This window comes from Nocardia bovistercoris, from assembly GCF_015674855.1.
In the GTDB taxonomy this organism is placed as follows: Bacteria; Actinomycetota; Actinomycetes; order Mycobacteriales; family Mycobacteriaceae; genus Nocardia; species Nocardia bovistercoris.
Genome location: NZ_JADMLG010000009.1, coordinates 39,859 through 65,289, shown reverse-complemented (window position 1 = coordinate 65,289; position 25,431 = coordinate 39,859). Strand labels below are relative to the sequence as shown.

The following is a 25,431-nucleotide window of genomic DNA, read 5'->3' as shown; positions in this document are numbered from 1 at the left end:
TACCGGAACGCCGACGGCCCTGGTCAGACCCTCGCCGCTCGTCGGACCCGCCGTCGTCAGACCCCCGCCGCGCGGAAATCCGCGAGGCCGGGGACTTCGCGGTCGGCGCTGTGCTCGGCGGGCACCCTCGGATTCATCCATTCCCGCAGCACCATGGTGGCGCGGACATCGTCCTCGTTGTACTCGAACAGCCTGGTGCGCTGGGACAGATCCGGTTCCGCGTCGTAGCCGACGGCCTTGCGGTACCAGCTCATCGACGCCTCGCCGCCCGCCTCCGGATCGCGCCAGGAGAACCCGGCCACCGGCGCGATCTTCTTGAGCCCCTTGCCGTTCGGGCAGATGAACTGCTCCGACACGGCCTGGAACATGTCGACCCATTGCGGGCCGTCGACGAAGGCGCGCACCTGTTCGACGGTCGGCACACCGGGGCGCCCCGCGAACCGGCGCGCCGACTCGTAGAGCCACTTGTCTTCGGCGGTGCGCGAATAGCAGTAGGCGGCAAAGGTTTTCCCCGCCGCGACGGCCTCGGCGCGCACCGTCATCAACCAGGTCCAGAATTCGGCGAAGGAACGGCCCTCGTCCTCGGTGGGCAGCGGATCCCAGGTGACGAACGGGCGGTACACACCGTCGAGCAGGGTGCCCCACAGGTAGGCGCCGAACTCCTGATAGCTCTCCAGGTCGACGTCGACCTCCACGTCGGCGCGCCGCACCCATACGCGGTCGGCCCGGCGCACCAGCGGCGCGCCCGCGAGCCAGGCCCGCGCGGTGACCACGGCCTCCTCGAACGGGCCGTGCTGCCAATCGTCGGGACCATCGCCCGCCCAGGCGGCCAGATCGTCGATGGTGTGCACGCCGTGGCCGCGCAGCACATCGGCCCGCGAACCGGGGGCGACCAGGCTCACATCGTGGTGGTCGACCAGCCAGCCCTCGCAACTCGGCGCGCCTTCGGCGCCGCGCTGCCACCACGGGCACTGGCGGCACTCCGGGACCTTCGACGGCGTGGTCGGCAGCTCGTTGCGCACCACCGCGATTCGATCGGCGTAGCGCAGGTCGTAATCGGCGAGCACCGGCCCGAGATCGTGCACGAGGATGCGGTCGGGATCGTAGCGGCCGACCCCGACGACAGGGCGCGACGGCCGACGCCGCCCGTGCCCGCGCGGATTCGGGCGTTCGGACGGGCTCGACTCCGGGCGCGGCGCCTCTTCCGCACGGCCGAACTGATAGCCGATGACACCGCCGACCAGCGCCGGACTGGCAAGACCGTGCCGCTGCAACATCCGGTACAGGTGCGCGAGACGCTGGGTATCGCGCGGCTGCTGACGCAGTTTGTGATGCGGATCCGGTTGCGGATCCCAGTGGTACGGATCGCTGGTGGTTGGATGGAAATCGGCGGGCTCGGGTTTGCGCGGATCGCTGACCTTGTGATTCACCACGATGATCGGGATGTAACCGCCCCGATCACGGTCGCGCAGCAGGATTTCCGCGCCGCCGCGTCTGCCCGTCTCCGGTTCCTGCGGCAACAGGGCGCCCCAGATGTGATGGGTGCCCGCCACGCACGCGCGCAGCGTCTGCTCGGCGCGCTCACCGGCGCGAAGCACTGGATCGATCACGATCCAGCTCTGCGGATCCGCGGCGATCAGAGCGTCGCGAACCCGGCGACGGTGCTCGCCCGCCGCCTCTCTGCGCTGGCGCACACCGGCATCCTCGACGACACCGGTGAGCAACTGCGGATGCGTGGCGTCCAAGTGCAGGCGATGCCTGCAGCCGATCAACGCGCGCGCATCGATATATGCCACCGGGCCTCCGTCGACCTGCCTTCCGCCGACCGTGTCGGCGGTGCCGCCGTTTACGCGACCGCCGTGGTCGCCGATGCCCGAATTCACATACGCAGTATGGTCCCTGCCTCTGACACTTCCGTGAATCGCGTGTTCACGGCTATCGCCGCACACCCGTCGCACTCACCCACTCGCAGCGGGCCGCGTCGACCCGATAGTGTTACGGCAATCCATGTGACATGGGCGGACGGGCGTTCCCCGGCGTCGTTTCCGCCGTGGCGAACCAGCATGACGGAGGGCCTTCGATGGGGTTGTTCACGAAGCGCAAGCGGCGACCGAGCCGCCGGGCCGAGGCGAAAGCCCTCAAGCACAAGGCCGCGATGGAGGCCAAGCTCGGCGCCAGGAACGATCGTAAGGCCCGGCGCGAGCAGGCCCGCACGCAGCGCAAGGTGGCCAAGGCGCAGATCGCCGCGTTCCAAGCCGAGGAGAAGGCCGCCGTGAAGATCGCCGCCCGCGCCGAACGCGACCCGTTCAGCGCGAGTCAGGTGAAGAAGTATCTCGGCGTGGCACGCGTGCTCGTGCCGGTGCTCGCGCCGCTGGCCTACCGCGCCGCCACCTTCCTGCGCGGACAGCTCGACACCCGCCGCGCCCAGCAACTCGGCATCGGCGTCGACCAGCTCGGCGACTTCGCGGGCCACGGTGGCAAACTCCAGGCGCGCATCGTGAACGTCGAAGCGGCGCTCGAGAAGATCTCCGCGGGCAAATCCGAGAACCAGAAGTTCGTCTCGGGCACCGAGGAACGCCTGGCCGGACTCACCGCCGCCGTCCGCACCGCCGAACAGATGCCCGCCACCCGCCGCCGCGCGGTCCACACCTCGATCTCCCACGAACTGTCGGGCATCGAAGCCGACGTACTGGCCCGCCTCGGCGTGAACTGACCCCTCCCCCTCCGTGATCACCGCCCCGCCCCCGACCCCGGCCGCCGCCCCGCGCGCAGTCGAAGTGGTGGATGGGTATATCCGGCCTCGGTCCACGCGAAGCGACGCCGCTCGTACCGCCGCCCGGAGCACATCCGGTGATCTGCGGCGCGACCCGCGGGGTGGGTCGCGCAGTGCGGCCGGTGGAGCGGTCGGCGCGACGGTCGCCGCGCTGGCGTTCGCCGCGCACGGGGTGGCGGGGGGTGGGTATCCCGACTCGGCGGACGGCACGCTGGTTCTTCTCATTGCGGTGCTCGCCGGTGCGCTGGTCTCGGCGTTGTCGGCGGGGCGGCTCGCGGTGTTCGGGATGCTCGCGGTCGGGCAGTTCGCGGCGCACGCCGCGCTGTCGGGGGTGATCGGCCACGAGCACGGGCGGGAAGCGGCGGCGCCCGGGTTGCCCGGTGGGTGGATGGTGGCGGCGCATGTCGTGGCCACCGTGCTGTGCGGGGTGCTCGTGCTCGCGGCGCGGCGTCTCTACGACCTCGTCTCCACGGCCGTCGCGGCGGCTACCAGCCGACCCGGCCGCGCGCCGATGCCCACCGTCCGCGGTGTGTGGAATCGCGAGGTCGGCGCGTGGCACACCTGTCAGGAAGGCGCGGCGGGTCCGCGGGCTCCGCCGGTGTCGGCTCGATAAGCCGACACCGTCACCCCCTTTCGGAGAGAAAGCCTTTCATCACCATGCGAAGTTCAGTTCTGCGCGCCTGCGCCACCGTGCTCGCCGCGTCCGGCGCGGTCCTGCTCGGGGCGGGTTCCGCGGCGGCCCACGTGACCGCCGACGCGCCAGGCGCGGCACAGGGCGGCTATTCGGTCGTCACCTTCCGGGTGCCGACCGAATCGGACACCGCCGCGACCACCGCGCTCACCGTGACCATGCCCGGCGTGAAAAGCGCGCGCACCGAACCCCTTCCGGGGTGGAGCGCCAAGGTCGACCGCAACGACAAGTCCGACGCGGTCGCGGTCACCTGGACCGCCGACGCCGGGAATCCCGGTGTCGGACCCGGCCAGTTCCAGCGCTTCGTCGTCTCCCTCGGACCGCTGCCCGAGCAGCCGACCGTGACGTTCGCGGCCAAGCAGACCTACAGCGACGGCAAGGTCGTGGCCTGGGATCAGGCTGCGGGACCCGACGGCGCCGAACCGGAGCACCCCGCGCCGACCATCACCCTCGCCGAAGCGAAATCCGAAGACGGGCACGGGCATTCGACCGGTGACGAGCACGCCGCCGCGAAATCGGAGGACGCGACCGACGACACAGCGCGCCTGATCGGCGGCATCGCGCTCGCCCTCGGCCTGCTCGGCGTCGCCCTCGGCGTCGGCACCGTCCTGCGCGGACGGCGGTCGTGACGCCCCGAGGCTCGGCCCGCCGCCTCCTGACCGCACTGCTGACCGGGTTCGCCCTGTTCGGGGTCGGTCTCGCGGCCGCGGGTCCGGCGGCGGCGCATTCGGCGGCGGTGTCGAGCGTGCCCGAGAACGGTTCGACCGTCGACACCGGGCCCGTGCGGGTCAGCGTCACCTTCAACGAGGAATTGCAGCCGAATTTCCCGTCGCTGACGGTGGTCGGCCCGGACGGCAATCTCTGGTCGAAGGGGCAGCCCGCGGTCGACGGCCGCACGGTGAGCGTCGAGACGGGCGCGCTCGGACCGGCGGGCGTGTACACGATCGCGTTCCGCGTGACCTCGGCCGACGGGCATCCGGTGAGCGGCACCCGCACGTTCACGCTGAGCACGCCCGGCAACGGAACCCCCGGCCCCAAACCGGGCGCGGCGGAGGATGGCGACAGCGGCGGCGGCGTACCGCTGTGGGTGTTCATCCTCGGCGGCGCGGTGCTGTTCGGCGGCGGACTGGTGTTCGCGCTGTACGGCGGCCGGTCACGCGACAAGGGATAGCACCGTGAAAGGTGGGACGACCGGCGACGGCGACGTTCGGGAACTGCTGCTGGTCGTCCCCGCCGGACTACTCGGCGTATTGCTGGCCTGGGCGCTCTCGGTGCCCGATCCGGCGCCGACGGCGGCGCTGGTCCGTGTGGTCGCCGATGTCACGGGCGCGGCCGTACTCGGGTTGGCGGCGCTGCCACGGCTTTCGGCCCGCGTGTCGCCGCCGTGGCGGCTGCTCGCCGGCCTGGCGGGCATCTGGTGCGCGGCCGAATTCGCGGTGCTGCTGTTCGAGGCCGCCGATGTGGTCGGCGTGCCGGTCAGCGAACTCGGCGCCGACCAGTTCGGCACCTTCCTCACCGAACTCAGCGGCGGCCAGATCGGTATCGCGATTCTGTTCGGCGCGGGCGCGGTGGCGGTGTACGCGGCCGTAGCGCACCGCAGACCGGATATCGCCTCCGCCGACCTGGTGCTGGTGTTCACGGCGGTCGCGCTGGCCTTGCGTCCGATCACCGGGCACATGTCGCAGCAGCGGTTCGGCTCGGTGCTGGCCGCCGTGCACGCGCTCGCGGCCGCCGCCTGGTTCGGGCTGCTGCTCGCCATCGGACTCGTGGTGCGCACCCGAGGCGAGTGGGCGCGGGTGCTGCCGCGGTATTCGGCGGTGGCGCTGCCGTTGATCGCGGTGGTCGGGGTGACCGGCATCGTGAACGGATTCGTGCGGCTCGAACGCGTCGGCGCAGTCTTCGACACCGGTTACGGCCGGATTCTGCTCGCGAAGACCGTGTTGTTGGCCGCGTTGCTCGCGCTCGGCTGGTGGTGGCGGCGCGGTTGGGTGCCGCGCGCCGCCGATCACAGGATGACCGCGCGCGCCTCGCTGCGGCGCGCGGTGCTCGAGGTGACGGTGATGTCGGTCGCTTTCGGCCTCGCCGCGGCGCTCGCGGTCACCGCGTGAGCCGGTCGCGGTGACCGGGGCAGCCGATACAGTTGCCTCATGACCGAAGTGAGGATCGTGACGGATTGCGCGGCTTCGGCCGAGTCCGCGTTCCGGTACGTGAACGATTACCGGAATCTGTCGCGGTTCCTGTACGGAATTCAGTCCTTCACCCCGGTCGGCGCGCAGACCGAAGGGGTCGGCGCGACCTTCGACGGCCACATGAAACTGGGTCCGGCCTCGCTGCGTTCGCGTGTCGAGGTGAATCGCTGGGAGCCGGACGCCGCCATCGGGATCACCTCGATCAAGGGTTTCGACGTCGCCTCCACCTTCCTGTTCCACCCCAAGGGCGCCGAGCGGTGCACCATCGACGCCATCGTGGACTACCGGGTGCCCGGCGGTCTGGCGGGACGCGCGCTCGGCAAGACCATCGAGCCGTTCGTCAAGATCGCCGTCAAGCACACCACCGACAACCTCATCACCCAGATCACCGAATTCCACGCGGGCAGCGCGCCCGACGCCCGCGAGGCCTGAACCCGGCCATGAGCGACGCGACCACACCGGGTTTCGCCCAGCGCATCGGCTACGTCTTCGGGCGCACGCTGCCCGCGTCGATGGCGGACTGGGTGGTGGACGATCTCACCGGTCCCGGCGCGACCCGCCGCTACCTGACCAGGATCCTGGTGCCGATCATTCCGGTGCTGTGCCTGTTCCTGCTGGTACCGGGCCCGCTGTGGATGGGTGCGGCGATGATGGCGCTGCTCTACATCCCGCTCATCTATTTCACGGTGGCCCTGATGTACGTGTTCCGTAGGCACCGGCTGATCCAACACGGACTCGACCCCGCGCTCGCCGACCTCGACGCCCGCCGCCGCGCCGAGGCCGACCGGCTCGACTACGAACGCCGCCACGGCCGCGCCTGATCGGCACTGGCGGTGACATATCGCACAGGCATAGCCTGAAGGTATGAGAACCCCCACCATGAGGCAGCGGATCGCCTACGATCTGGGCCGCGCGCTCCCGCCGGAGCTGCACGAGTGGGTCGTCCACGACCTCGTCGGACACGGGGCCATGGAACGCTATCTCGTCCGGTTCCTCGTACCCGTCATCCCGTTCTTCGCCCTCGTGCTGCTGTTCCCCGGTCCGATGCCGTTGAAGATCGGCATGATCGTGATGATGATCATCCCGCTGGTCGTCTTCACCGTGGCGCTCAGCTACGTCTGGCGCCGCTTCCGCCTCGGCCAGCACGGCCTCGACCCCGACCTGCTCGACCACAACAAGATCTCCGAACACGACCGCGACGTCTACGAATCGCACTACGGACACCGATAGTCGGCGCGATCACATCGAGCGGGGGTCGCGACACGGCGGCTACCGGCCGGTAGGGACAATCGACCCATGACCGACGTCGCCACCGCAGACCTAGCCGACGAGATCGGCCCCGACATCCGCAGCTGCGATACGCAGTTCATCCAGTTCGGCGGCCGCGAGACCTTCTCGGGCAGGATCACCACCATCCGCTGCTTCCAGGACAACCTGCTGGTCAAGCAGACGCTGAGCGAACCGGGCAACGGCGCGGTCCTCGTGGTCGACGGCGACGCGAGCGTGCACACCGCCCTCGTCGGCGACATCATCGCCGGGCGCGGAGTCGACAACGGCTGGTCGGGGGTGATCGTGCACGGCGCGGTCCGCGACTCGGCGATCCTGCGCACCCTCGACATCGGCATCAAGGCATTGGGCACCAACCCGCGCAAGAGCACCCAGACCGGCAGCGGCGAACGCGACGTGCCCGTCGAATTCGGCGGGGTCACCTTCGTGCCCGGGGACATGCTCTACAGCGACCACGACGGCATCGTCGTCCGATCCGAAACCTCCGAAACCGACGCGACCTGACCGAGCTCAGACCGGAGCCACCCGCACCCGGTGACCGGCGAGCGCGACCACGTCACCGGCCTGCAACTGCCTGCCGCGGCGCGTCTCCACCTCGTCGTTCACCCGAACCAGCCCGGCGGCGATGACCGTCTTCGCCTCGGAACCGGAATCGATCAGATTGGCCAGCTTCAGGAACTGCCCGAGCCGGATGACATCGTCATCGATCGGTACATCGACTGCGTCTGACATGGAATACATCCTTACCCGGCGGTGATTTCGGCGGCACGCCAACCCCCGATACCGGCCCGTGCCCACCCCCTCATTCCGACATCCCGAGTGGGCTTCGGACAGAGACCGCGCGGCACCGTACACACTGGTTCGGTGACTTCCACGCACGCCGGTCATCGCACGGACACCGAACCACGCCAGGACAGACCGATCCCACCGGTCCCGCACCGGGGACACGGCCGGTTCTCCGAGGCGCCGCACATCGCGGGCATGGTCCTCGGCGTCATCGCGGCGATCTGCCTGCTGTGGAGCCTTTCGCCGGGTCTGCGCTTCCTGACCCAGGTGCCGCGCCGCTACCTCGACGACTACTACTTCGACGCGCCCGACACCAACCTGATGTGGGCGCTGATCCTCGGCCTGATGGCGGGCGCGATCGCGAGTCGCAAGCGCATCGCCTGGTGGCTGCTCGTGTCCTACCTCGCGTTCTACGCGCTGACCAACGCGATCGAATTCGCCGACAACGACAATCTCAACGCCCTCGTCGCCATGGTCGCGCAGGTGGTGGCGATCGGTGTGCTGGTCGCGGCGTGGCGCGAGTTCTATACGCGAGTGCGCCGGGGCGCGGGGTGGAAGGCGCTCGGCGTGCTGGTCGGCGGACTCGCGGTCGGCTGCCTGGTCGGCTGGGGGCTGGTCGAACTGTTCCCCGGCACGCTGCCGGGCGGTTGGCAGCGCCCCGGCTGGGCGGTGTACCGGGTGACCGCGGTGATCTTCGTCGACAACGAGCACTTCGACGGCCACCCTCGGCCGTTCGTCAACTTCCTGCTCGGCCTGTTCGGCGCGATCGCCCTGCTGGCCGCGGTGATCGTGCTGTTCCGTTCGCAGCGCGCCGAGAACGCGATGACCGGCACCGACGAGTCGGCGATCCGGGGTCTGCTCGAACGCTCGGACATCGAGGATTCGCTCGGCTATTTCGCCACCCGCCGCGACAAGGCCGTGGTGTTCGCGCCGAGCGGCAAGGCCGCCATCACCTATCGCGTCGAACTCGGGGTCTGCCTGGCCAGCGGTGACCCGATCGGCGTGCGCGAGGCGTGGCCGCAGGCCATCGACGCCTGGCTGCGGCTCGCCGACCAGTTCGGCTGGGCGCCCGCGGTGATGGGCGCGGGCGAGGTCGGCGCGCAGGCGTTCCGGCGGGCGGGCCTGTCCGCGCTGCGGCTCGGTGACGAGGCGATCCTCGACACCCGCGGCTACTCCCTCGCCGGTCCGGAGATGAAGCAGGTGCGCCAAGCCGCGAACCGGCTGCGCAAACACGGTGTCACGGTGCGTATCCGGCGCCATCGCGACATCGATGCCGTCGAGTTCGAGCACATCATCGCCAGGGCCGACGCGTGGCGCGACACCGAGACCGAACGCGGATTCTCCATGGCACTCGGCCGACTCGGCGACCCCCTCGACGGCGACTGCCTGCTGGTCGAGGCGGTCAACACTCAGGACCGGGTGCTGGCCATGCTGTCGCTGGTGCCGTGGGGGCGCACCGGCGCGTCGCTGGAATTGATGCGCCGCGACCCCAACGCGCCCAACGGCACGATGGAACTGATGATCTCGCAGCTCGCGCTGACTTCGGAATTGCACGGCATCACGAGGGTCTCGCTGAACTTCGCGGTGTTCCGTTCGGTGTTCGAGGAGGGCGGGCAGATCGGGGCGGGACCGGTGCTGCGGCTGTGGCGCGGGGTACTGCTGTTCTTCTCACGCTGGTGGCAGCTCGAGGCGCTGTACCGGTCGAATGTGAAATACCAGCCGAAATGGGTGCCGCGCTTCTTCCTTTTCGAGGAACGCAGGCAGCTGCCGCGCGTGGCGATGGCGAGTGCGCTGGCCGAAGGATTCCTGCCGAGGCTCGGCAAGGACCCCGTGACCGCGACGCACACCGGTCTGCACAGCGCCGTACCCGACACCGTCACCGGACTGCACGCCGACGGCAGTCCGCCCGACGCGCCCGCGAGCGCGGCCGAGGAACCGGCCCCGCGCCGACCTGAGCAGGTCAGGGTGCGCATGGACAAGCTGGACCGGATGACCGCCGACGGCATCGACGCCTACCCGGTCGCCTATCCGCCCACCCACACCGTGGCCGCCGCGCGCCGGTCACCACGCGGCACCACGGTCCGGGTCTGCGGCAGGCTGCTGCGCATCCGCGACTACGGCGGCGTCATCTTCGCGGTGGTGCGCGACTGGACCGACGAGATCCAGCTGGTCATCGACCGCGACCGGGTCGGGGTGAAACGCAGCGCGCAATTCGGCGAGTACTTCGACCTCGGCGACCTGATCGAGGTCAGCGGTCAGATCGGGAAGAGCCGAAACGGCGAATTGTCTTTACTGGCCGCGGATTGGCGCATGAACGGCAAATGCCTGCACCCGCTGCCGGACAAGTGGCGCGGCCTGTCCGATCCCGAGGCCAAGGTGCGCCAGCGCTACGTGGACATGGCGATCAACCCCGAGACCCGCGAGGTGCTGGCCAAACGCAGCGCGGTACTGCGCTCGCTGCGCGAATCCCTCGACGGCCGCGGCTTCCTCGAGGTGGAGACCCCGATCCTGCAACAGGTGCACGGCGGCGCCAACGCCACACCGTTCATCACCCACATCAACGCCTACGACCTCGACCTGTACCTGCGGATCGCGCCCGAGCTCTATCTCAAGCGGCTGTGCGTCGGCGGAATGGAGAAGGTGTTCGAGATCGGCCGGACCTTCCGCAACGAGGGCGTCGACTTCAGTCACAACCCCGAGTTCACGATCCTCGAGGCGTACGAGGCGCACAGCGATTACGAACGCATGATGCACACCTGCCGCGAACTCATCCAGAACGCGGCGCTGGCCGCCAACGGCGCGATGGTGGCGCTGCGGCCGAACGAGGACGGCGGCTTCGACGAGGTCGACATCTCCGGCGACTGGTCGGTGCAGACGGTGCACGGCGCGGTGTCGGACGCCATCGGCACGCACATAACCCCCGCCACCGAGGTGGCCGAGCTGCGCAAGCTGTGCGATACGGCGGGTATCGCCTACCAGCACGGCTGGGACGCCGGACAGGTGGTGCTCGAGATGTACGAGCACCTGGTCGAGGCGCACACCGAGGAACCGACCTTCTACATCGACTTCCCCACCTCGGTCTCCCCGCTGACCCGCGCGCACCGCAGCATCGCCGGGGTCACCGAGCGCTGGGATCTGGTGGCGTGGGGCGTCGAACTTGGCACCGCCTACAGCGAACTCACCGACCCGATCGAACAGCGCCGCCGTCTCACCGAACAGTCGCTGCTCGCGGCCAACGGCGATCCCGAGGCGATGGAACTCGATGAGGACTTCCTGCAGGCCCTCGAACACGCCATGCCGCCGACCGGCGGACTCGGGTTGGGCGTGGACCGCGTGGTCATGCTCATCACCGGCCGAAGCATCCGCGAGACCCTGCCGTTCCCCTTGGTCAAACCGCGGTGACCGGGGTACTCGCACCGCGAGGCGCCCGATGGCGAATCTCACGATGAAGGACGCGTTCGCGAACCGTTAACGCCGAATTCAGCGGCCCGGATAACCTTAAGGATTCGGCCAGAGGAGGAGGCCGCCACCGACGGAATGGGGAAAACATGTATCTAGACCTGCTCACCAACGCGAGCCTGCTCGACCACACGGTGTGGGCGAGCCCGGACGTACTCGGCTCCGACACCGTGAACACCGCCATGGAGTTCGCGGCGAAGAAGAAGCGCAAGAGCGGCGGCGGCGGACTGATCTTCGGCCTGATCTGCTGCGTGCTCGTTGTGGTGGCGATCATCGTCGCCATCGTCCTGTTCACCAAGCGCAAGAAGAGCAGCTGACGAACCCCGTCGAACGGCGGTGACCTCGACATCCGCTCGGGTCACCGCCGCGGGTTTCCCGAAGTCCGTGCAGGCGTCGCGCACCGATGTGTGATCGGTATCGCGCACCGGCCACCGCGAGATTTCCCGTCGGAATACGGCAGAGTGTTGGGCGTGCAGTTGATACTCGTTCGCCATGCGCAGCCGCTACGGATCGACAACGCGGCGGCCGGGCCCGCCGATCCCGAACTCTCGGCGATCGGGCGGGAACAGGCCGAACGCGTGCCGACGGCCCTCGACCAGCACCGGGTGGCGCGGGTACTGACCAGTCCGCAGCGCCGGGCGCGCGACACCGCGGCGCCGACCGGCGCGAAGCTCGACCTCGATGTCGAAATCGTGGACGACCTGGCCGAATACGACCGCGACCTGCCCGCGTACATCCCCATCGAGGACGCCAAGACCGAATTTCGCGCCGCCTACGACCGCATCAAGGCCGGATACCTGCCCGAACAGATCGACGGCCCGGCCTTCGTCACCAGGGTGCGCGACGCCGTCACCGAGATCGCCGCCGCCACCGACCCGTCCGAGACCGTGGTCGCCTTCGTGCACGGCGGTGTGATCAACATCCTGCTACAGGACATCCTCGGCCTGGCCCGCCCGCTGACCTTCCCCATCGACTACGGCTCGATCACCCGAATCCTGTTCTCCCGCACCGGCAGGCGCACCGCGGCCACCATCAACGAGAACGGTCACGTGTGGGATCTGCTGCCGCGCAACATCGCCGCGCGCACCGCAGGCTGATCGGCGCCGGCTGATCGGCGCCGGCTGATCGGCGCGGACGACACACAGGCGATTGCCGGCCCGATCGCACCGGTGTCCCAGTGACGGAACCTTCGATGGACCCCGTGAGTCGCAGCAGCGACTCATGTTCGGTCAGAAAGGAATTCCGTTGCACTCCACGATATCGACACGGTGGCGCCGGGGCGCCGCCCGGATCGCCGTCGCGGGCGCGCTGGTCGCGGTCCCGCTCGGCGCGCTCGCCGTCACCGCCTCCGCGCAGACCCCCGACCCCACCGACGCCGTACCGGTCGTCTCCGCCTCCGACACCTCGGGCGCCGAGATCGCCGAACATCCCCGCCACCGTCGCGGCCACGACGAGCACGAGGGACCGAGGGTGCAGTTCCGCGGCCCCGAAGGACCCGGCGCGTTCTTCCACCAGATCCAGCCGCCCACCGGCTCGGCCGGATAGGCACACAACCGGATAGCCGCACGGCTGGATCAACGAGACGGGCCCACCCCCAATTTGGGGGTGGGCCCGCGAGATTTCGAACGGATCAGGCCATTCCGGCGATCCAGTTGTGCATCCAGGAGATGGCGGTCTGGCCGCCGCCCACGTTGTAACTTCCGTACAGGGTGTGCGATTCGGAACGGTAGAACCGCTCGAGATCCTTGGCGCGCTGCTCGGTCGCCGACTCGGTGAGCTGCGACTGCAACATCGGCACGCCGCCGTTGGCCATCAGATCGTTGAGGATCGCACCCGCCTCGATCTGGTAGCGCCAGATGTTGGCCGGGTTCGCGTCCGAGCTCTGCGCCAGGAAACCGGCGAAACGAGTCACGAAATCGTCGCTGGCCGTGGCGCAGTACAGATCGTCCAGCGCGCAGATGGTCCGTGTGCGGTCGCTGACCCAGCCGAATCCACCGACGCGGGGACCACCGGCGCCCGCACCCGGCGCGGGCGGACCGACCTGGACGTCGGTGGGCGAACGGCGCGGATCGGAGATCAGGCCGACACCGGCGACGCGCTCCGGACGGACCGGGCCGATCCCGGTGCCGATCTCGGCCGCCAGATCACCCGCGGCGTCAGCGCCCTGGCTGTAGCCGACGAGCGCGATATTCGTGGCGCCGCAACGCTGCGCCATCGCGGTGATCAGGCCGCGCGCGTTGTCGGTTGCCTCCTTCTTGGAGGAGCCGTACACATCGCCTTCCCACGGGAAGGCGGTGGCCGCGTAGGTGACGTAGTCGACCTCGGTGTTGCGAGGCAGGCCCCTGGTGACGCCGGACAGCATTCCCGGCTGCGGCGTCTTCTCGTGGCCGGTCTCCCAGGTGCCGGGAATCGCCACCACGTAGAGGCTCGGGCAGCTGTCCGCCACCGCGGACGCACCGCCGAAGACCAGGCCCGACGCCACCGCCGCGGACGCACCAAGGGCCGCGACAACCTTCTTCAACCGCATACTGCTCCAGTTCGAACCATGCACCGGCGGAGCCAGTCGCCCCTGCGGTAGCAATTCCGACAAAAGTTTGCCGCTAACCATGCTGAACTCGGCGGATGTCCGGCCAGTGCACAGCTGGTTAACTGAGGTTTCCACAATGCGCTTGCGCGTATCGGCCCCACGAACCCCTAGTCCCGTCACGCGCCGCTGATCACAATAGAGCGACAACCGCCCGGATGCCATTCGAACACCTCCGACGTGTCGCGATTCGCACTATCGATTCGACAGGCCGGTCCCCCGACGCGAGTGATGCTGCGCGCGACCCACTTACGTAAGCGTTCGCAGCATGAACATCAACGTGCGCGACACGCGACGACACGCGTACAGAATCGGGACATATGTTCGTTATCGGATGCATGTCCATTACGAGGCAATCACGGCACGCACCGATCCCGCGACACAGGATCGCGACTTTCAGGCCGCGACATTTCGAGACATGAATACGAAAACGCCCGCGGACTCGGAAGTCCGCGGGCGCTCGTTCGGTGAATCAGGTCAGCGCTGGGCCACCATGCCCGGCGTGATCGGCGCAGGCAGCGCCGTCTCACCCTCCAGGTAGTTGTCCACCGCCGCCGCGGCGGCCCGCCCCTCGGCGATCGCCCACACGATCAGCGACTGGCCGCGACCCATATCGCCCGCGACGAAGACGCCGGGCACATTGGTCGACCAGTTCTTGTCGCGCTGCACATTGCCACGCTGGTCGTAGCCGACACCGAGATCCTCGAGCAGGCCGCGCTTCTCCGGCCCAACGAAGCCCATGGCGAGCAGCACCAGATCCGCCTCGAGGGTGAACTCGGTGCCCTCGACCTTCTCGAAACGGCCGTTGACCATCTTGACCTCGTGCGCCTCCAGGCCCTTCACCTTGCCGTCGGCGCCGACGAAACGTTCGGTGTTCACGGAGAACACCCGCTCGCCGCCCTCCTCGTGCGCCGAGGACACCCGGTACATGAGCGGATAGGTCGGCCACGGGGTGGAGCCCGCGCGCTCCTGCGGCGGCCTCGGCATGATCTCGAACTGGTGGATCGTCTCCGCGCCCTGCCGGTGCGAGGTGCCGAGGCAGTCGGCGCCGGTGTCGCCGCCGCCGATGATGACGACCTTCTTGCCCTTGGCGTGGATCGGCGGCAGCCCGTCGGCGTCGGTGACGTCGTCGCCGAGCTGCACCCGGTTGGCCCACGGCAGGAACTCCATGGCCTGGTGGATGCCGTCGAGTTCGCGACCGGGAATCGGCAGGTCGCGCGCGATGGTGGCGCCGCCGGAGAGCACCACCGCGTCGAAACGCTCACGCAACTGCGCGGCCGTGATGTCGACGCCGACGTTCACGCCGGTCTTGAAGATGGTGCCCTCGGCCTCCATCTGCGCGAGCCTGCGATCGATGAAGCGCTTCTCCATCTTGAATTCCGGGATGCCGTAACGCATCAGACCGCCGATGCGGTCGGCCCGCTCGAAAACCGTGACGGTGTGCCCGGCGCGGGTCAGCTGCTGCGCGGCCGCGAGACCGGCCGGACCGGAACCGACGACGGCGACCTTCTTGCCGGTGATGCGCGTCGGGTACACCGGGACGATCCAGCCCTCGTCGAAGGCGTTCTCGACGAGTTCGACCTCGACCTGCTTGATCGTCACCGGATCCTGGTTGATCCCGAGCACACAGGACGCCTCGCACGGCGCCGGGCACAGCCGCCCGGTGAATTCCGGGAAGTTGTTGGTGGCGTGCAATCGGTCGATGCCGTCACGCCACTGACCCTTGTAGACCAGGTCGTTCCATTCCGGAATCAGGTTGCCGAGCGGACAGCCGTTGTGGCAGAACGGGATACCGCAGTCCATGCAGCGGCTGGCCTGGGCCTGGAGGGTCTTGTGTTCGAAACCCTCCTCGTAGACCTCTTTCCAGTCGAGCAGACGCAGCGGAACCGGACGGCGCTTCGGCAGTTCCCGCGATGTGTGTTTCAGAAAACCCTGCGGGTCAGCCACGAGCGGCCTCCGTATTCTCGCCTCTCAACAGTGCACTTGCGTTTTCGACGCGGCTTACGTCAGCCACGAGCGGCCTCCATGATCGCCTCGTCCACGTCCTTACCCGCCTTCTCCGCCTCGGAGATGGCGAGCAGAACCTTCTTGTATTCGCGCGGCATGACCTTCACGAAATGGTTCACCTGCTGCGACCAGTCGCTGAGAATGCGTTCGGCGACCGCCGAACCCGTCTGCTCGCGGTGCTGGGTGATGATGTCGCGCAACCAGGTGAAATCGTCACCTGACAGCGCTTCGATGGCCTCGGCCTGCTCCGGGTTCACCCGCTCGGCGAAGGCGCCGTTCGGGTCGTAGACGAAGGCGAGACCACCCGACATACCGGCGCCGAAATTGCGACCGGTCTCGCCGAGGATCACCACGCGGCCGCCGGTCATGTACTCGCAGCCGTGGTCGCCGACGCCTTCCACCACCGCGATGGCGCCGGAGTTGCGCACGGCGAACCGCTCGCCGACCACACCGCTGATGAACGCGTGCCCGCTGGTCGCGCCGAACAGGATCACGTTGCCCGCGATGATGTTCTCGTCGGCGGCGAAATCGGCGGGCGCGTTCAGCGACGGCCGGACCACGATGTGGCCGCCCGAAAGTCCCTTGCCGACATAGTCGTTGGCGTCGCCGTTGACCCGCAGCGTGATGCCCGCCGGTACGAAGGCGCCGAAGCTGTTGCCCGCCGACCCGGTGAAGGTGATGTCGATCGTCTCGTCGGGCAGGCCCGCGCCACCGTAGAGCTTGGTGACCTCGTGGCCGAGCATGGTGCCGACGGTCCGGTTGACGTTGGTGATCTTCGTCTCGAACTTCACCGCGGCCCCGCGCTCGAGCGCGTCGCGACTCTGCGTGATCAACTGCTGGTCGAGCGCCCTGTCCAGGCCGTGGTCCTGGGTCTTGGTGCAGCGACGGTCCTGATACATGAACGCCGTCTCGGTCTTGTCGAGAATCGGCGACAGGTCGAGCCTGCTGGCCTTCCAGTGCTGCTTGGCCCTTGTGGTGTCGAGCAGGTCGACCCGGCCGATGGCCTCATCCAGCGTCCGGAAACCGAGCTGGGCCAGCAGTTCCCTGACCTCCTCGGCGATGAACAGCATGAAGTTCTCGACGAATTCCGGCTTGCCGGTGAACCGTTCGCGCAGCACCGGATTCTGAGTGGCGACGCCGACCGGGCAGGTGTCGAGGTGGCAGACCCGCATCATGATGCAGCCCGAGACCACCAGCGGCGCGGTGGCGAAACCGAACTCCTCGGCGCCGAGCAGCGCGGCGATCATCACGTCGCGGCCCGTCTTCATCTGGCCGTCGACCTGTACGACGATGCGGTCGCGCAGGCCGTTGAGCAGCAGGGTCTGCTGGGTTTCGGCGAGGCCGAGCTCCCACGGACCGCCCGCGTGCTTGAGCGAGGTGAGCGGGGACGCGCCGGTGCCGCCGTCGTGGCCGGAGATGAGCACCACGTCGGCGTGCGCCTTGGACACGCCCGCCGCGACGGTGCCGACGCCCGGCTCCGCGACCAGTTTCACGTGAATCCGCGCCTGCGGGTTCGCGTTCTTCAGGTCGTGGATCAGCTGCGCCAGATCCTCGATGGAGTAGATGTCGTGATGCGGCGGCGGCGAGATCAGGCCGACGCCGGGTGTGGAGTGCCGCACCTCGGCGACCCACGGGTACACCTTGTGCGCCGGCAGCTGACCGCCCTCGCCCGGCTTGGCGCCCTGGGCCATCTTGATCTGGATATCGGTGCAGTTGGTGAGGTAGTGCGCGGTCACGCCGAAGCGGCCAGAGGCCACCTGCTTGATCGCCGAGCGACGCCAGTCGCCGTTCTCCTCGACCTCGAAACGCGCCGGATGTTCGCCGCCCTCACCGGAATTCGAGCGACCGCCGAGCCGGTTCATGGCCACCGCGAGCGTCTCGTGGGCCTCGGCCGAGATGGAGCCGTAGCTCATCGCGCCGGTGGAGAAGCGCTTCACGATCGCGGCCGCGGGCTCCACCTCGTCGATCGAGATGGGCGCGCGCTCACCGGATTTGAACTGGAACAGACCGCGCAGCGAGGCCAGCCGCTCGGACTGGTCGTCGACCAGCTTGGTGTACTCCTTGAAGATCGAGTACTGCCCGCTGCGGGTGGCGTGCTGCAGCTTGAACACGGTGTCGGGGTTGAACAGGTGGTATTCACCCTCGCGCCGCCACTGGTACTCACCGCCCACCTCGAGTTCGCGGTGCGCGCGCTCGTTGCGGTTCTCCAGGAAGGCGATCCGGTGCCTGGCCGCCACATCGGCGGCGATCTCCTCGAGGCCGATGCCGTCGAGGTGTGAGCGCAGGCCGGAGAAGTACTCGTCGATCAACTCCTGAGACAGGCCGATGACCTGGAACAGTTGCGCGCCGGTGTAGGAGGCGATGGTGGAGATGCCCATCTTGGACATCACCTTCAGCACGCCCTTGCTCGACGCCTTGATGTAGTTGGCGACCGCCTTGGCGTAGTCGGCGCGCACGTCGCCGGTGCTGCCCGGCATCTCCAGCGCGCCGCGCTCGAGCATGTCCTCGATGGTCTCGAAGGCCATGTACGGGTTGATCGCGGCCGCGCCGAAACCGACCAGCGTCGCCATGTGGTGCACCTCGCGGGCGTCACCGGCCTCGACGACCAGCCCGACCATGGTGCGGGTGCGCTCGCGCACCAGGTGGTGGTGCACCGAGGCGGTGAGCAGCAACGACGGGATCGGCGCCAACTTCTCGTTGGACTCGCGGTCGGAGAGCACGATGATGCGCGCGCCGCCGTCGATGGCCGCCGAGATCTGGATGTTGATGGCCTCGAGCGCCTTGCGCAGGCCCTTGCCACCCTTCTTCACCGGGTACAGGCCGCGCACCACCACCGAACGCAGGCCGGGATGGGAGCCGTCGTCGTTGATGTGCACGAGCTTGGCCAACTCGTCGTTGTCGAGGATCGGCTGCGGGATGGTGATCTGCTTGCAGGAATCACCGCTGGGATGCAGCAGATCCGACTCCGGGCCGAGCGCGCGGCGCAGGCTGGTGACGACCTCCTCGCGGATCGCGTCCAGTGGCGGGTTGGTGACCTGCGCGAACAGCTGCGAGAAGTAGTCGAACAGCAGGCGCGGGCGCGCCGAGAGCACCGCGATCGGGGTGTCGGTGCCCATCGACCCGAGCGCCTCGCCGCCGGTCTTCGCCATCGGCGAGAGCAGCAGATTCAGCTCCTCGGTGGTGTATCCGAAGATCTGCTGGCGGATCAGCACGCGATCGTGCGACATGTGCACGTGCGGGCGGTCGGGCAGATCGGCGAGCTTGAACACGCCCGCGTCCAGCCATTCCTGGTACGGATGCTCGGCGGCCAGCTGGGACTTCAGCTCCTCGTCGCCGACGATGCGGCCCTGCGAGGTGTCGACCAGGAACATGCGGCCCGGCTGCAACCGGACCTTCCTGACCACCTTCGACGGGTCGATGTCGAGCACGCCGACCTCGGAGGCCATCACGACGAGGCCGTCGTCGGTGACCCAGATGCGGCTCGGGCGCAGTCCGTTGCGGTCGAGGACCGCGCCGACGACGGTGCCGTCGGAGAAGCACACCGACGCCGGGCCGTCCCACGCCTCCATGAGCATGGAGTGGTAGCGGTAGAAGGCCCGGCGGGTCGGGTCCATGTTCTCGTTGCGTTCCCAGGCTTCGGGAATCATCATCAGGACCGCGTGGGGCAGGCTGCGCCCGCCGAGGTGCAGCAACTCGAGCACCTCGTCGAAGCGGGCGGTGTCGCTCGCCCCCGGCGTACAGACCGGGAAGATCTTCTGCAAGCGGTTCTTGCCCGCCTCATCGACGCCGAAGACGTCCGAACGCAGCAGCGCCTCGCGCGCCCGCATCCAGTTCTCGTTGCCGGTGACGGTGTTGATCTCGCCGTTGTGCGCGACGCGGCGGAACGGGTGCGCCAGCGGCCAGGACGGGAAGGTGTTGGTGGAGAAGCGCGAGTGCACGATGCCGAGGGCCGATTCGACCCGGTCGTCCTGCAGGTCGAGGTAGAACGCGCGCAGCTGGGGCGTGGTGAACATGCCCTTGTAGACGAAGGTCTGGCCGGACAGGCTCGGGAAGTACACCGATTCCTTGCCGACGGCGCCTTCGCCCGCACCCGATTTGCCGAGTTCGTGCTCGATGCGCTTGCGCACCACGTAGGCGCGGCGCTCCAGATCCATGCCGGAGAGCTGTTCGGCGCCGTTGCGCGGCGAGGCGACGAAGATCTGCCGGAAGGTCGGCATGGCGTCGCGGGCCAGTGCGCCGAGCGACGATTCGTCGATGGGGACCTCGCGCCAGCCGAGGACCTCGAGGCCCTCCTCCTTGACGATCTTCTCGACGCCGTACGCGGCGCGAGCGGCCTCGCGGCGCGCCTGCGGCAGGAAGGCGATACCGGAGGCGTAGGAGCCTTCGGGGGGCAGCTCGAAGTCCACGATCGCTCGGAAGAAGCGATCCGGGATCTGGAGCAGGATGCCCGCGCCGTCGCCGGAGTTCGGCTCGGCGCCCGCGGCGCCTCGGTGCTCCAGGTTCAACAGAGCCGTAATAGCCTTGTCGACGATGTCGCGGCTGCGGCGGCCGTGCATGTCGACGACGAATGCGACGCCGCAGGCGTCGTGTTCGTTCGCCGGGTCGTAGAGACCGATCGGTCCAGGTGACCTGTGGCCAGGAAGTTGCGTCATGCCTCTGCCTTCAAGAAAGTCGGCCTTCGAAGAAAAAGGGGCCTTTCGTCGAACGCCTTCGTCAAGATGCGCCCGTACGATCCGAATCCAGCCGCGCTGATGGTCTTCGGTGTGCAGTCACGTCTCCAGTTGTCCACCCGCGTTGGTGTTACGTAGTGGGTGCTCGGAGGTAACGGAACGCTTACGTGTTCCGTGCTTCCGCGCGGGTGTTCGCCCGCTACCTCGGGCACCGGTTCGGTGAGCGCACCGACTTGGTGAGCCCGAGCGGGCGATGGTGCCGACCATTTTTGTGTTCGGCGTAAGAGCAAACGATAAGTCAGGTCCGGGGCCCAACCAACTTAGGTCGTACTAATAAACCGGTCTAGCAGGGCCAATTCTTTCCGTCCTTCACTTGTGCGCGTTTTCCAGTGTAAAGCAGCGAACGCGTCGGGATCGATCCCCTGGCACCGGGTGCCGCAGGCCTCGTCGACCCCGGAATTCCGCGCCGACGGGTGTGGAGTCGGAGCGGCCGAACCGGCGCTCACCTGCGTCGAGATGGATTTCCCCGGTGCGGGCGGGGGCAAACCACCTGGTGGCGGCTAATCGAGGCCCCTCGATCGCCGCACACCCACGACAAGCCCGTGACGAGCCCGTGACCATATCCGACCGTTCGGATTCTTTTCCCCGAAATGACCATCAGCACACATCCAGCTACCCAACTGGGTGGCATTCGCCACATGAGCCGTGTCGCGCCGCGACGCGCCGGGCCGACCGCCATCGCACGGAGGTTCGGGCGACGACCCGACCGCGAACCGGACACGAGCATCCGGATGTGAACGGCGAACCACGCGGCTCGCGGCGGCGGCTCGGACCAGGCCGAAAACGAGATCCGGTGTGGCAGGGCGGATCCGGCGGTTCCGGCCGGAAACCGGGAATGTCCATGTCAGTCGGTAGTTCGCGAGGACAGCTGTGAGGCTGCCCACAACCTGCGGCCGATACTCGGTGTGTCGAGATACGGCCTGTCACGCTGTGACGACCGGACGCCGCAACGGGACGCAGAGGATGTGAGATCTCCATGACCGTCACCGGAACTCTCACCTGGCTCGGCGGCGGCCGATCCACCGATGTCCACGAAGGGCACGAACGCTCCGGATACCTCGTCACGGGGCTGGCAGTCGTACTTTTCGCGCTGGTCAGCGCGGTGGTCGTGATCGCGGCGCCTGCCGCCTCCGGCGGGTGGCACGCGGCCGTGATCACACTCGTCGCGGTACCGGCCGCGCTCATCGCCGCAACCATCGGGCGCGCGCTGGCCACCAGGAAACCGGGCCGCCTCCCGGACCGGCTCGGACTCACCGCGCGTATAGCAGTCGCCGTCCTCGCGGGCGTCCTGCTCGCCGAACTCGCCGCCACCGCCCTGTTCGGCGGCACCGTCGACCGACTGCTCGACGACAAAGCCCAGCGGGGTGTCGCCACCGGCGCGGGCGTACTCGCCGCGGTCACCGAACTCGAGGCGGCCCGCACCGAACGCGACACCGCCGCCCGCGCGGTCGACACCGCACAGGCCGACATCGACAACGCGCTGGTCATCGCGCGCTGCGAATTCAATCCGACCCCCGAATGCCCGCAGACCCGCATCACCGGCGTCCCCGGTCGCGGCCCCGAAGCCCAGACCGCCAACGCGATGCTCGACGACGCGCGCGCCAGACACACCGCCGCCCAGGAACGAGTCACCCGCGCCGACCTCCGCGTCGCCGCCGACGAACAGGCCGTCTCCGCCGCGCGCACCGCCGCCTTCGCCGACGCCGACCGCGGCATCGGCGCGCGCTGGCTTGTCATGCACGAGGAATCCGCCCGGTCGGCGGGCGTACTGCTGCTGCGGCTGCTCACCATCGCCGCGTTCGTCCTGCTCGCCCTGCTGCCGCTGATCCTGCGCTGGTGGCGCGGCGAGACCTCGCTCGACCGGCACGCCGCGTACCGTGCCGTCAAGGAACAGGCCGAACTCGACGCCGACACCGCCGTGGTGCGCAAACGCGCCGAGGTCCGCGTCGAATCGGAAGCCTTGCGCGCCGAACGGGAACTCGAAGCGACGCGGTTGGCCGTCGAGGCCGACGCCGCCATCGACCGCGAACGCCAGCGCACCAGGATCATCGCCGCCATCGGCGGGATCGAACTCGGCGTCACCGAACCGCGCAGGCTCGCCGAAGGCCGCGCCGCCACCGCACAACGCGCCGCCGACACCGCACAACGCGGCGCCACCGCACAACGCGGCGCCGAACTGCCCGCCGCCGACCGAAAGGACAGCACCGTGCCCGAACCCTCCGCGCCGAATCTGCCCGCCGCCGTCGCACCCGCGGCCATCGCACCGGCCGAGAGTCGCCGCCAACTCGCCGAGACCGAACCCAAGGGCGGCATAGAACTGCCGATCATCGGCCAGGTCCCGTTCAGCGACACCGCGGCCCGCTGGATCCGCCCCCTCGTCCCCACCTTCGTCGCCAACGCCATCGACACCGCAACCCACCCGCTGCGCACCGCGCGCCAGGCCTTCGAAGAGGTCGAGGAGATCACCTTCACCCTGCGCCGCACCCGCAAGGTGACCATCGAAACCCAGGACTCGCCCCATGCCCATCCGGGCGGCTACCAGCTCGCACCGGAGGCATGGCACGCGAATCGAGTCGCGGCCACCGTGGTCGACTCGGTCGGCTATGACGTCGCCGCCGACCCGCGCGGCACGGAAGTAGATGCCGCGCGCAAGGCGGGACTCGCGGCCGGTCGCGCCGAAGAACTCGCCGCCCGACGCGGTCCGCGGGAGCTGCCACCGGGGCACTGACCGGGATGCGCGGCGGCGGCGATCCGCGCGCGTCAGCGGCGATCCGGTGAACGAGGCGGCGCGGCTGTGCGGACCTGTGAAACAGGAGGGCGGAAGGTGTCGACGGTGGCCGACACGGCTGCGGCGGCGGACGCGGCCGCAGCCGAACTGTGGGGTCTCGGGAGTTCGTGACGCTGCGTGAACGCGTCGCAACTAGGGCGGCGCCCCCGCCCGCGCTCGACCACTCGACCGGGGATGTCCCGCCAACTCGCGTGACACGATCTAGACTCGGCCGCGTGTTGCCAGCCGTCGAGGCGGGTGCCGCAGGGGCGGGCGAAGATCCGGCACCACCCTCCCCTGCCACGGTGCCGATACGCCCGTTCACCTTCCGCGAACTGCTCGATACGCCATTCGCGCTGATCCAGGCGAATGTCGTCGCGCTGTGCTGGTTGGGTGCGGGCGGACTGGTACTCGCCGAGACCGCGGTGCTCGTGACCACCGCGGGTTTCTCGCACCTCACCGACGGCGACGACACCGCGACCTGGTGGTCGGCCATCCTGTCCACCGCGGTGTGCGCCTGGCTGCTGCGCTACCTGCTGCGCGGCGCCACCGTCGCCCTCGGTCTCGCCACCGTATTCGGCGGCCCGCGCACCGTGCGCGCCGCGCTCGGCGCCCTCCGCGACCGCGCGCTCCCGCTGCTGATCTTCCAACTGCTGTTCACCCTGACCGGGTTCGGCGTGACAGCGCTGTGTTCGGTGCTCGTCATCACCGCGCCGATCGCACTGCCCTGGCTGGGGTGGCTGCGGGCCAAACGCTTCGTCGCCGTGCCCGCGATGTTCATCGAGCGCGCCGGTCACTCGGTCGCGGTCGGCCGGGCGAAACTGCTCGTCGCCGGCCGCGAATGGACCGTGGCGGGCCTGTGGATGGCGCAACGCGCGCTGTTCACCCTGCTCGCGGTGCCGCTGCTCGGCGTGCCGCTGTTCCTGTCCGATTTCACCGGAACCCACCGTTGGCCGGTGATCGCCCTGCTCACCTCGGCGGTGCTGCTGCTGGTCGCCTTCGGCGAGATCGTCGAGGCGAGTTCGCGCGTCCTGACTTACGTCGACCTGCGCTGCAGGCGCGAAGGACTGGACATCGTCATCCCGGAGGCAAGGTGAGCGACCCGTCCTACCGACCCGATGACACCGGCACACCGGCGCCGCCGCGGCTCGGCGCCGCCGCCGATCACCGCTCGGCCGCCGACGCCGCCGCCCACCACCGCGATTTCGACCGGGCGCTGCGCGAACGGTTCCGCGCCATGCTGCGCGGCCTGGAACAGGGCGGTGTGATCGAGGTCCGGCGTTCCCGCACCGCCGACGAAACCGTCGACGACGTGTCGACCGCGTTGCCGCCGGACTTCGCGGGCGAACTCCAGCCGAGCGCGCGCAGCTTCGACGAGGTCGTCTACGGCGGCCGCCGCGCCACCGAGGACGAGTACCGCAGGCTCGAATACGCCGACCGCTTCTCCGAGGCCGCGCCGCCGCCGCGACCGGAGCCCGTGGAAACCGAGGCCATCGAGGTCGAGCGGCGGGTCCGCCGGAAACTGCCGCCGCTGCCCGCGCTGCTGCGCAACCCCAAGTTCTGGGCCGTCCTGATCGGCGCGGTGGTGCTCGCGCTGCTGGTGTGGGCGTTGATTCAGGCGTTGAGCGCTCCGATCGCGCCGCCGAAACCGGAACCGCCGCCGAAACCGCCGGGCAAACCCGACAGCGACTACGATTCGGGTCCGCTGTTCGGCGCGGGCCAGGACTCGATCTTCGAGCGGCTGCCCGCACCGATCGCCTTCGGCGGACTGCAATTCCTGATCGCGGCCGCACTGCTGGTGTGGTGGCGGGCCAGGCGACGCGGCGCGCTCGTCGGCGAACCGCGCCCGGTCGAGGTCGCCGCCAACGAACTGCTCGACGGGCAGGCCGCGCTGTACCGCAAGGCGAGCACACCCGACTACGTGGCCGAGAAACTGCGGGCGAGCACCCTGCGGCGGATCCGGCCCTCGCTCGGCGTGCCCGCCGAGGCCACCCCCGACCAACTCGTCACCGCGATCTCCGCGCGCACCGGCATCGACCAGGCGACGGTCGGCGCCGCGCTGTTCGTGCCGGTGTCCGACACCGGCGCGCTGCATCAGGTGGCATCCCGACTCGAACAGATCGAGGCGCGGCGATGAGCGCGAGCGCTCCGAACCGAA

The 25,431-nt window shown here is 69.0% G+C and carries 21 protein-coding genes; 16 read left to right on the top strand and 5 right to left on the bottom strand.

Annotated elements, in window-relative coordinates:
• Positions 1-56 precede the first annotated feature (56 nt).
• Positions 57-1,883 (bottom strand): TM0106 family RecB-like putative nuclease, encoded by a 1,827-nt coding sequence (locus IT779_RS37930; protein ID WP_332838905.1) that lies wholly within the window; start codon positions 1,881-1,883, stop codon positions 57-59.
• A 197-nt stretch (positions 1,884-2,080) separates the two neighbouring features.
• Here IT779_RS37930 and IT779_RS21880 point away from each other — a divergent pair, with 197 nt between their 5' ends.
• From IT779_RS21880 to rraA, 9 genes are all read left to right on the top strand, one after another.
• Complete coding sequence (locus IT779_RS21880) at positions 2,081-2,713, top strand: DUF6474 family protein (protein WP_196151265.1); 633 nt, start codon at positions 2,081-2,083, stop codon at positions 2,711-2,713.
• 289 nt (positions 2,714-3,002) lie between these two features.
• Positions 3,003-3,386: a hypothetical protein gene (locus IT779_RS21875; protein WP_196151264.1), complete on the top strand. Its 384-nt coding sequence runs from the start codon at positions 3,003-3,005 to the stop codon at positions 3,384-3,386.
• A 44-nt stretch (positions 3,387-3,430) separates the two neighbouring features.
• Positions 3,431-4,093 (top strand): YcnI family copper-binding membrane protein, encoded by a 663-nt coding sequence (locus tag IT779_RS21870; RefSeq protein ID WP_196151263.1) that lies wholly within the window; start codon positions 3,431-3,433, stop codon positions 4,091-4,093.
• Positions 4,090-4,635, top strand: coding sequence for a copper resistance CopC family protein (locus IT779_RS21865; RefSeq protein ID WP_196151262.1), 546 nt, complete (start codon positions 4,090-4,092; stop codon positions 4,633-4,635). Before IT779_RS21870 ends, IT779_RS21865 begins: the two co-directional genes overlap by 4 nt.
• A gap of 4 nt (positions 4,636-4,639) precedes the next feature.
• Complete coding sequence (locus tag IT779_RS21860) at positions 4,640-5,572, top strand: CopD family protein (protein ID WP_332838904.1); 933 nt, start codon at positions 4,640-4,642, stop codon at positions 5,570-5,572.
• Between the two features lie 39 nt (positions 5,573-5,611).
• Positions 5,612-6,085 (top strand): SRPBCC family protein, encoded by a 474-nt coding sequence (locus IT779_RS21855; RefSeq protein ID WP_196151260.1) that lies wholly within the window; start codon positions 5,612-5,614, stop codon positions 6,083-6,085.
• Between the two features lie 8 nt (positions 6,086-6,093).
• The gene (locus tag IT779_RS21850; RefSeq protein ID WP_196151259.1) at positions 6,094-6,474 is read left to right on the top strand and encodes a DUF5313 family protein; all 381 of its coding nucleotides are present in this window, start codon (positions 6,094-6,096) and stop codon (positions 6,472-6,474) included.
• 43 nt (positions 6,475-6,517) lie between these two features.
• Positions 6,518-6,883 (top strand): DUF5313 family protein, encoded by a 366-nt coding sequence (locus tag IT779_RS21845; protein ID WP_232541970.1) that lies wholly within the window; start codon positions 6,518-6,520, stop codon positions 6,881-6,883.
• 66 nt (positions 6,884-6,949) lie between these two features.
• A complete protein-coding gene (gene rraA, locus IT779_RS21840) occupies positions 6,950-7,444 on the top strand; it encodes a ribonuclease E activity regulator RraA (RefSeq protein ID WP_196151258.1) in 495 nt (164 codons plus the stop codon).
• A gap of 6 nt (positions 7,445-7,450) precedes the next feature.
• Here rraA and IT779_RS21835 read toward each other — a convergent pair whose 3' ends face one another.
• Positions 7,451-7,672: an RNA-binding S4 domain-containing protein gene (locus IT779_RS21835; protein WP_196151257.1), complete on the bottom strand. Its 222-nt coding sequence runs from the start codon at positions 7,670-7,672 to the stop codon at positions 7,451-7,453.
• A 132-nt stretch (positions 7,673-7,804) separates the two neighbouring features.
• Here IT779_RS21835 and lysX point away from each other — a divergent pair, with 132 nt between their 5' ends.
• The 4 genes from lysX (at position 7,805) to IT779_RS21815 (ending at position 12,730) form a co-directional block, all read left to right on the top strand.
• Positions 7,805-11,128, top strand: coding sequence for a bifunctional lysylphosphatidylglycerol synthetase/lysine--tRNA ligase LysX (lysX, locus tag IT779_RS21830; protein ID WP_196151256.1), 3,324 nt, complete (start codon positions 7,805-7,807; stop codon positions 11,126-11,128).
• A 146-nt stretch (positions 11,129-11,274) separates the two neighbouring features.
• On the top strand, positions 11,275-11,502 hold the full coding sequence (locus tag IT779_RS21825) for a hypothetical protein (RefSeq protein ID WP_196151255.1): 228 nt from the start codon (positions 11,275-11,277) through the stop codon (positions 11,500-11,502).
• Between the two features lie 153 nt (positions 11,503-11,655).
• Complete coding sequence (locus IT779_RS21820; RefSeq protein WP_196151254.1) at positions 11,656-12,282, top strand: histidine phosphatase family protein; 627 nt, start codon at positions 11,656-11,658, stop codon at positions 12,280-12,282.
• A gap of 148 nt (positions 12,283-12,430) precedes the next feature.
• On the top strand, positions 12,431-12,730 hold the full coding sequence (locus IT779_RS21815) for a hypothetical protein (protein ID WP_196151253.1): 300 nt from the start codon (positions 12,431-12,433) through the stop codon (positions 12,728-12,730).
• Between the two features lie 85 nt (positions 12,731-12,815).
• Here IT779_RS21815 and IT779_RS21810 read toward each other — a convergent pair whose 3' ends face one another.
• The 3 genes from IT779_RS21810 to gltB form a co-directional block, all read right to left on the bottom strand.
• A complete protein-coding gene (locus IT779_RS21810; RefSeq protein ID WP_196151252.1) occupies positions 12,816-13,712 on the bottom strand; it encodes a cutinase family protein in 897 nt (298 codons plus the stop codon).
• A 534-nt stretch (positions 13,713-14,246) separates the two neighbouring features.
• Positions 14,247-15,716 carry a glutamate synthase subunit beta gene (locus IT779_RS21805; RefSeq protein WP_196151251.1) on the bottom strand — a complete coding sequence of 490 codons (1,470 nt, stop codon included), beginning with the start codon at positions 15,714-15,716 and terminating at the stop codon, positions 14,247-14,249.
• 59 nt (positions 15,717-15,775) lie between these two features.
• Positions 15,776-20,428: a glutamate synthase large subunit gene (gene gltB, locus IT779_RS21800; RefSeq protein WP_196151250.1), complete on the bottom strand. Its 4,653-nt coding sequence runs from the start codon at positions 20,426-20,428 to the stop codon at positions 15,776-15,778.
• 1,054 nt (positions 20,429-21,482) lie between these two features.
• Between gltB and IT779_RS21795 the strand changes: the two genes are divergently transcribed.
• From IT779_RS21795 to IT779_RS21785, 3 genes are all read left to right on the top strand, one after another.
• Complete coding sequence (locus IT779_RS21795) at positions 21,483-23,234, top strand: DUF4407 domain-containing protein (protein WP_196151249.1); 1,752 nt, start codon at positions 21,483-21,485, stop codon at positions 23,232-23,234.
• A 344-nt stretch (positions 23,235-23,578) separates the two neighbouring features.
• A complete protein-coding gene (locus tag IT779_RS21790; RefSeq protein WP_332838903.1) occupies positions 23,579-24,370 on the top strand; it encodes a hypothetical protein in 792 nt (263 codons plus the stop codon).
• Positions 24,367-25,410: a DUF4129 domain-containing protein gene (locus tag IT779_RS21785; RefSeq protein ID WP_196151248.1), complete on the top strand. Its 1,044-nt coding sequence runs from the start codon at positions 24,367-24,369 to the stop codon at positions 25,408-25,410. The genes IT779_RS21790 and IT779_RS21785 overlap by 4 nt, the downstream gene beginning before the upstream one ends.
• Positions 25,411-25,431 lie beyond the last annotated feature (21 nt).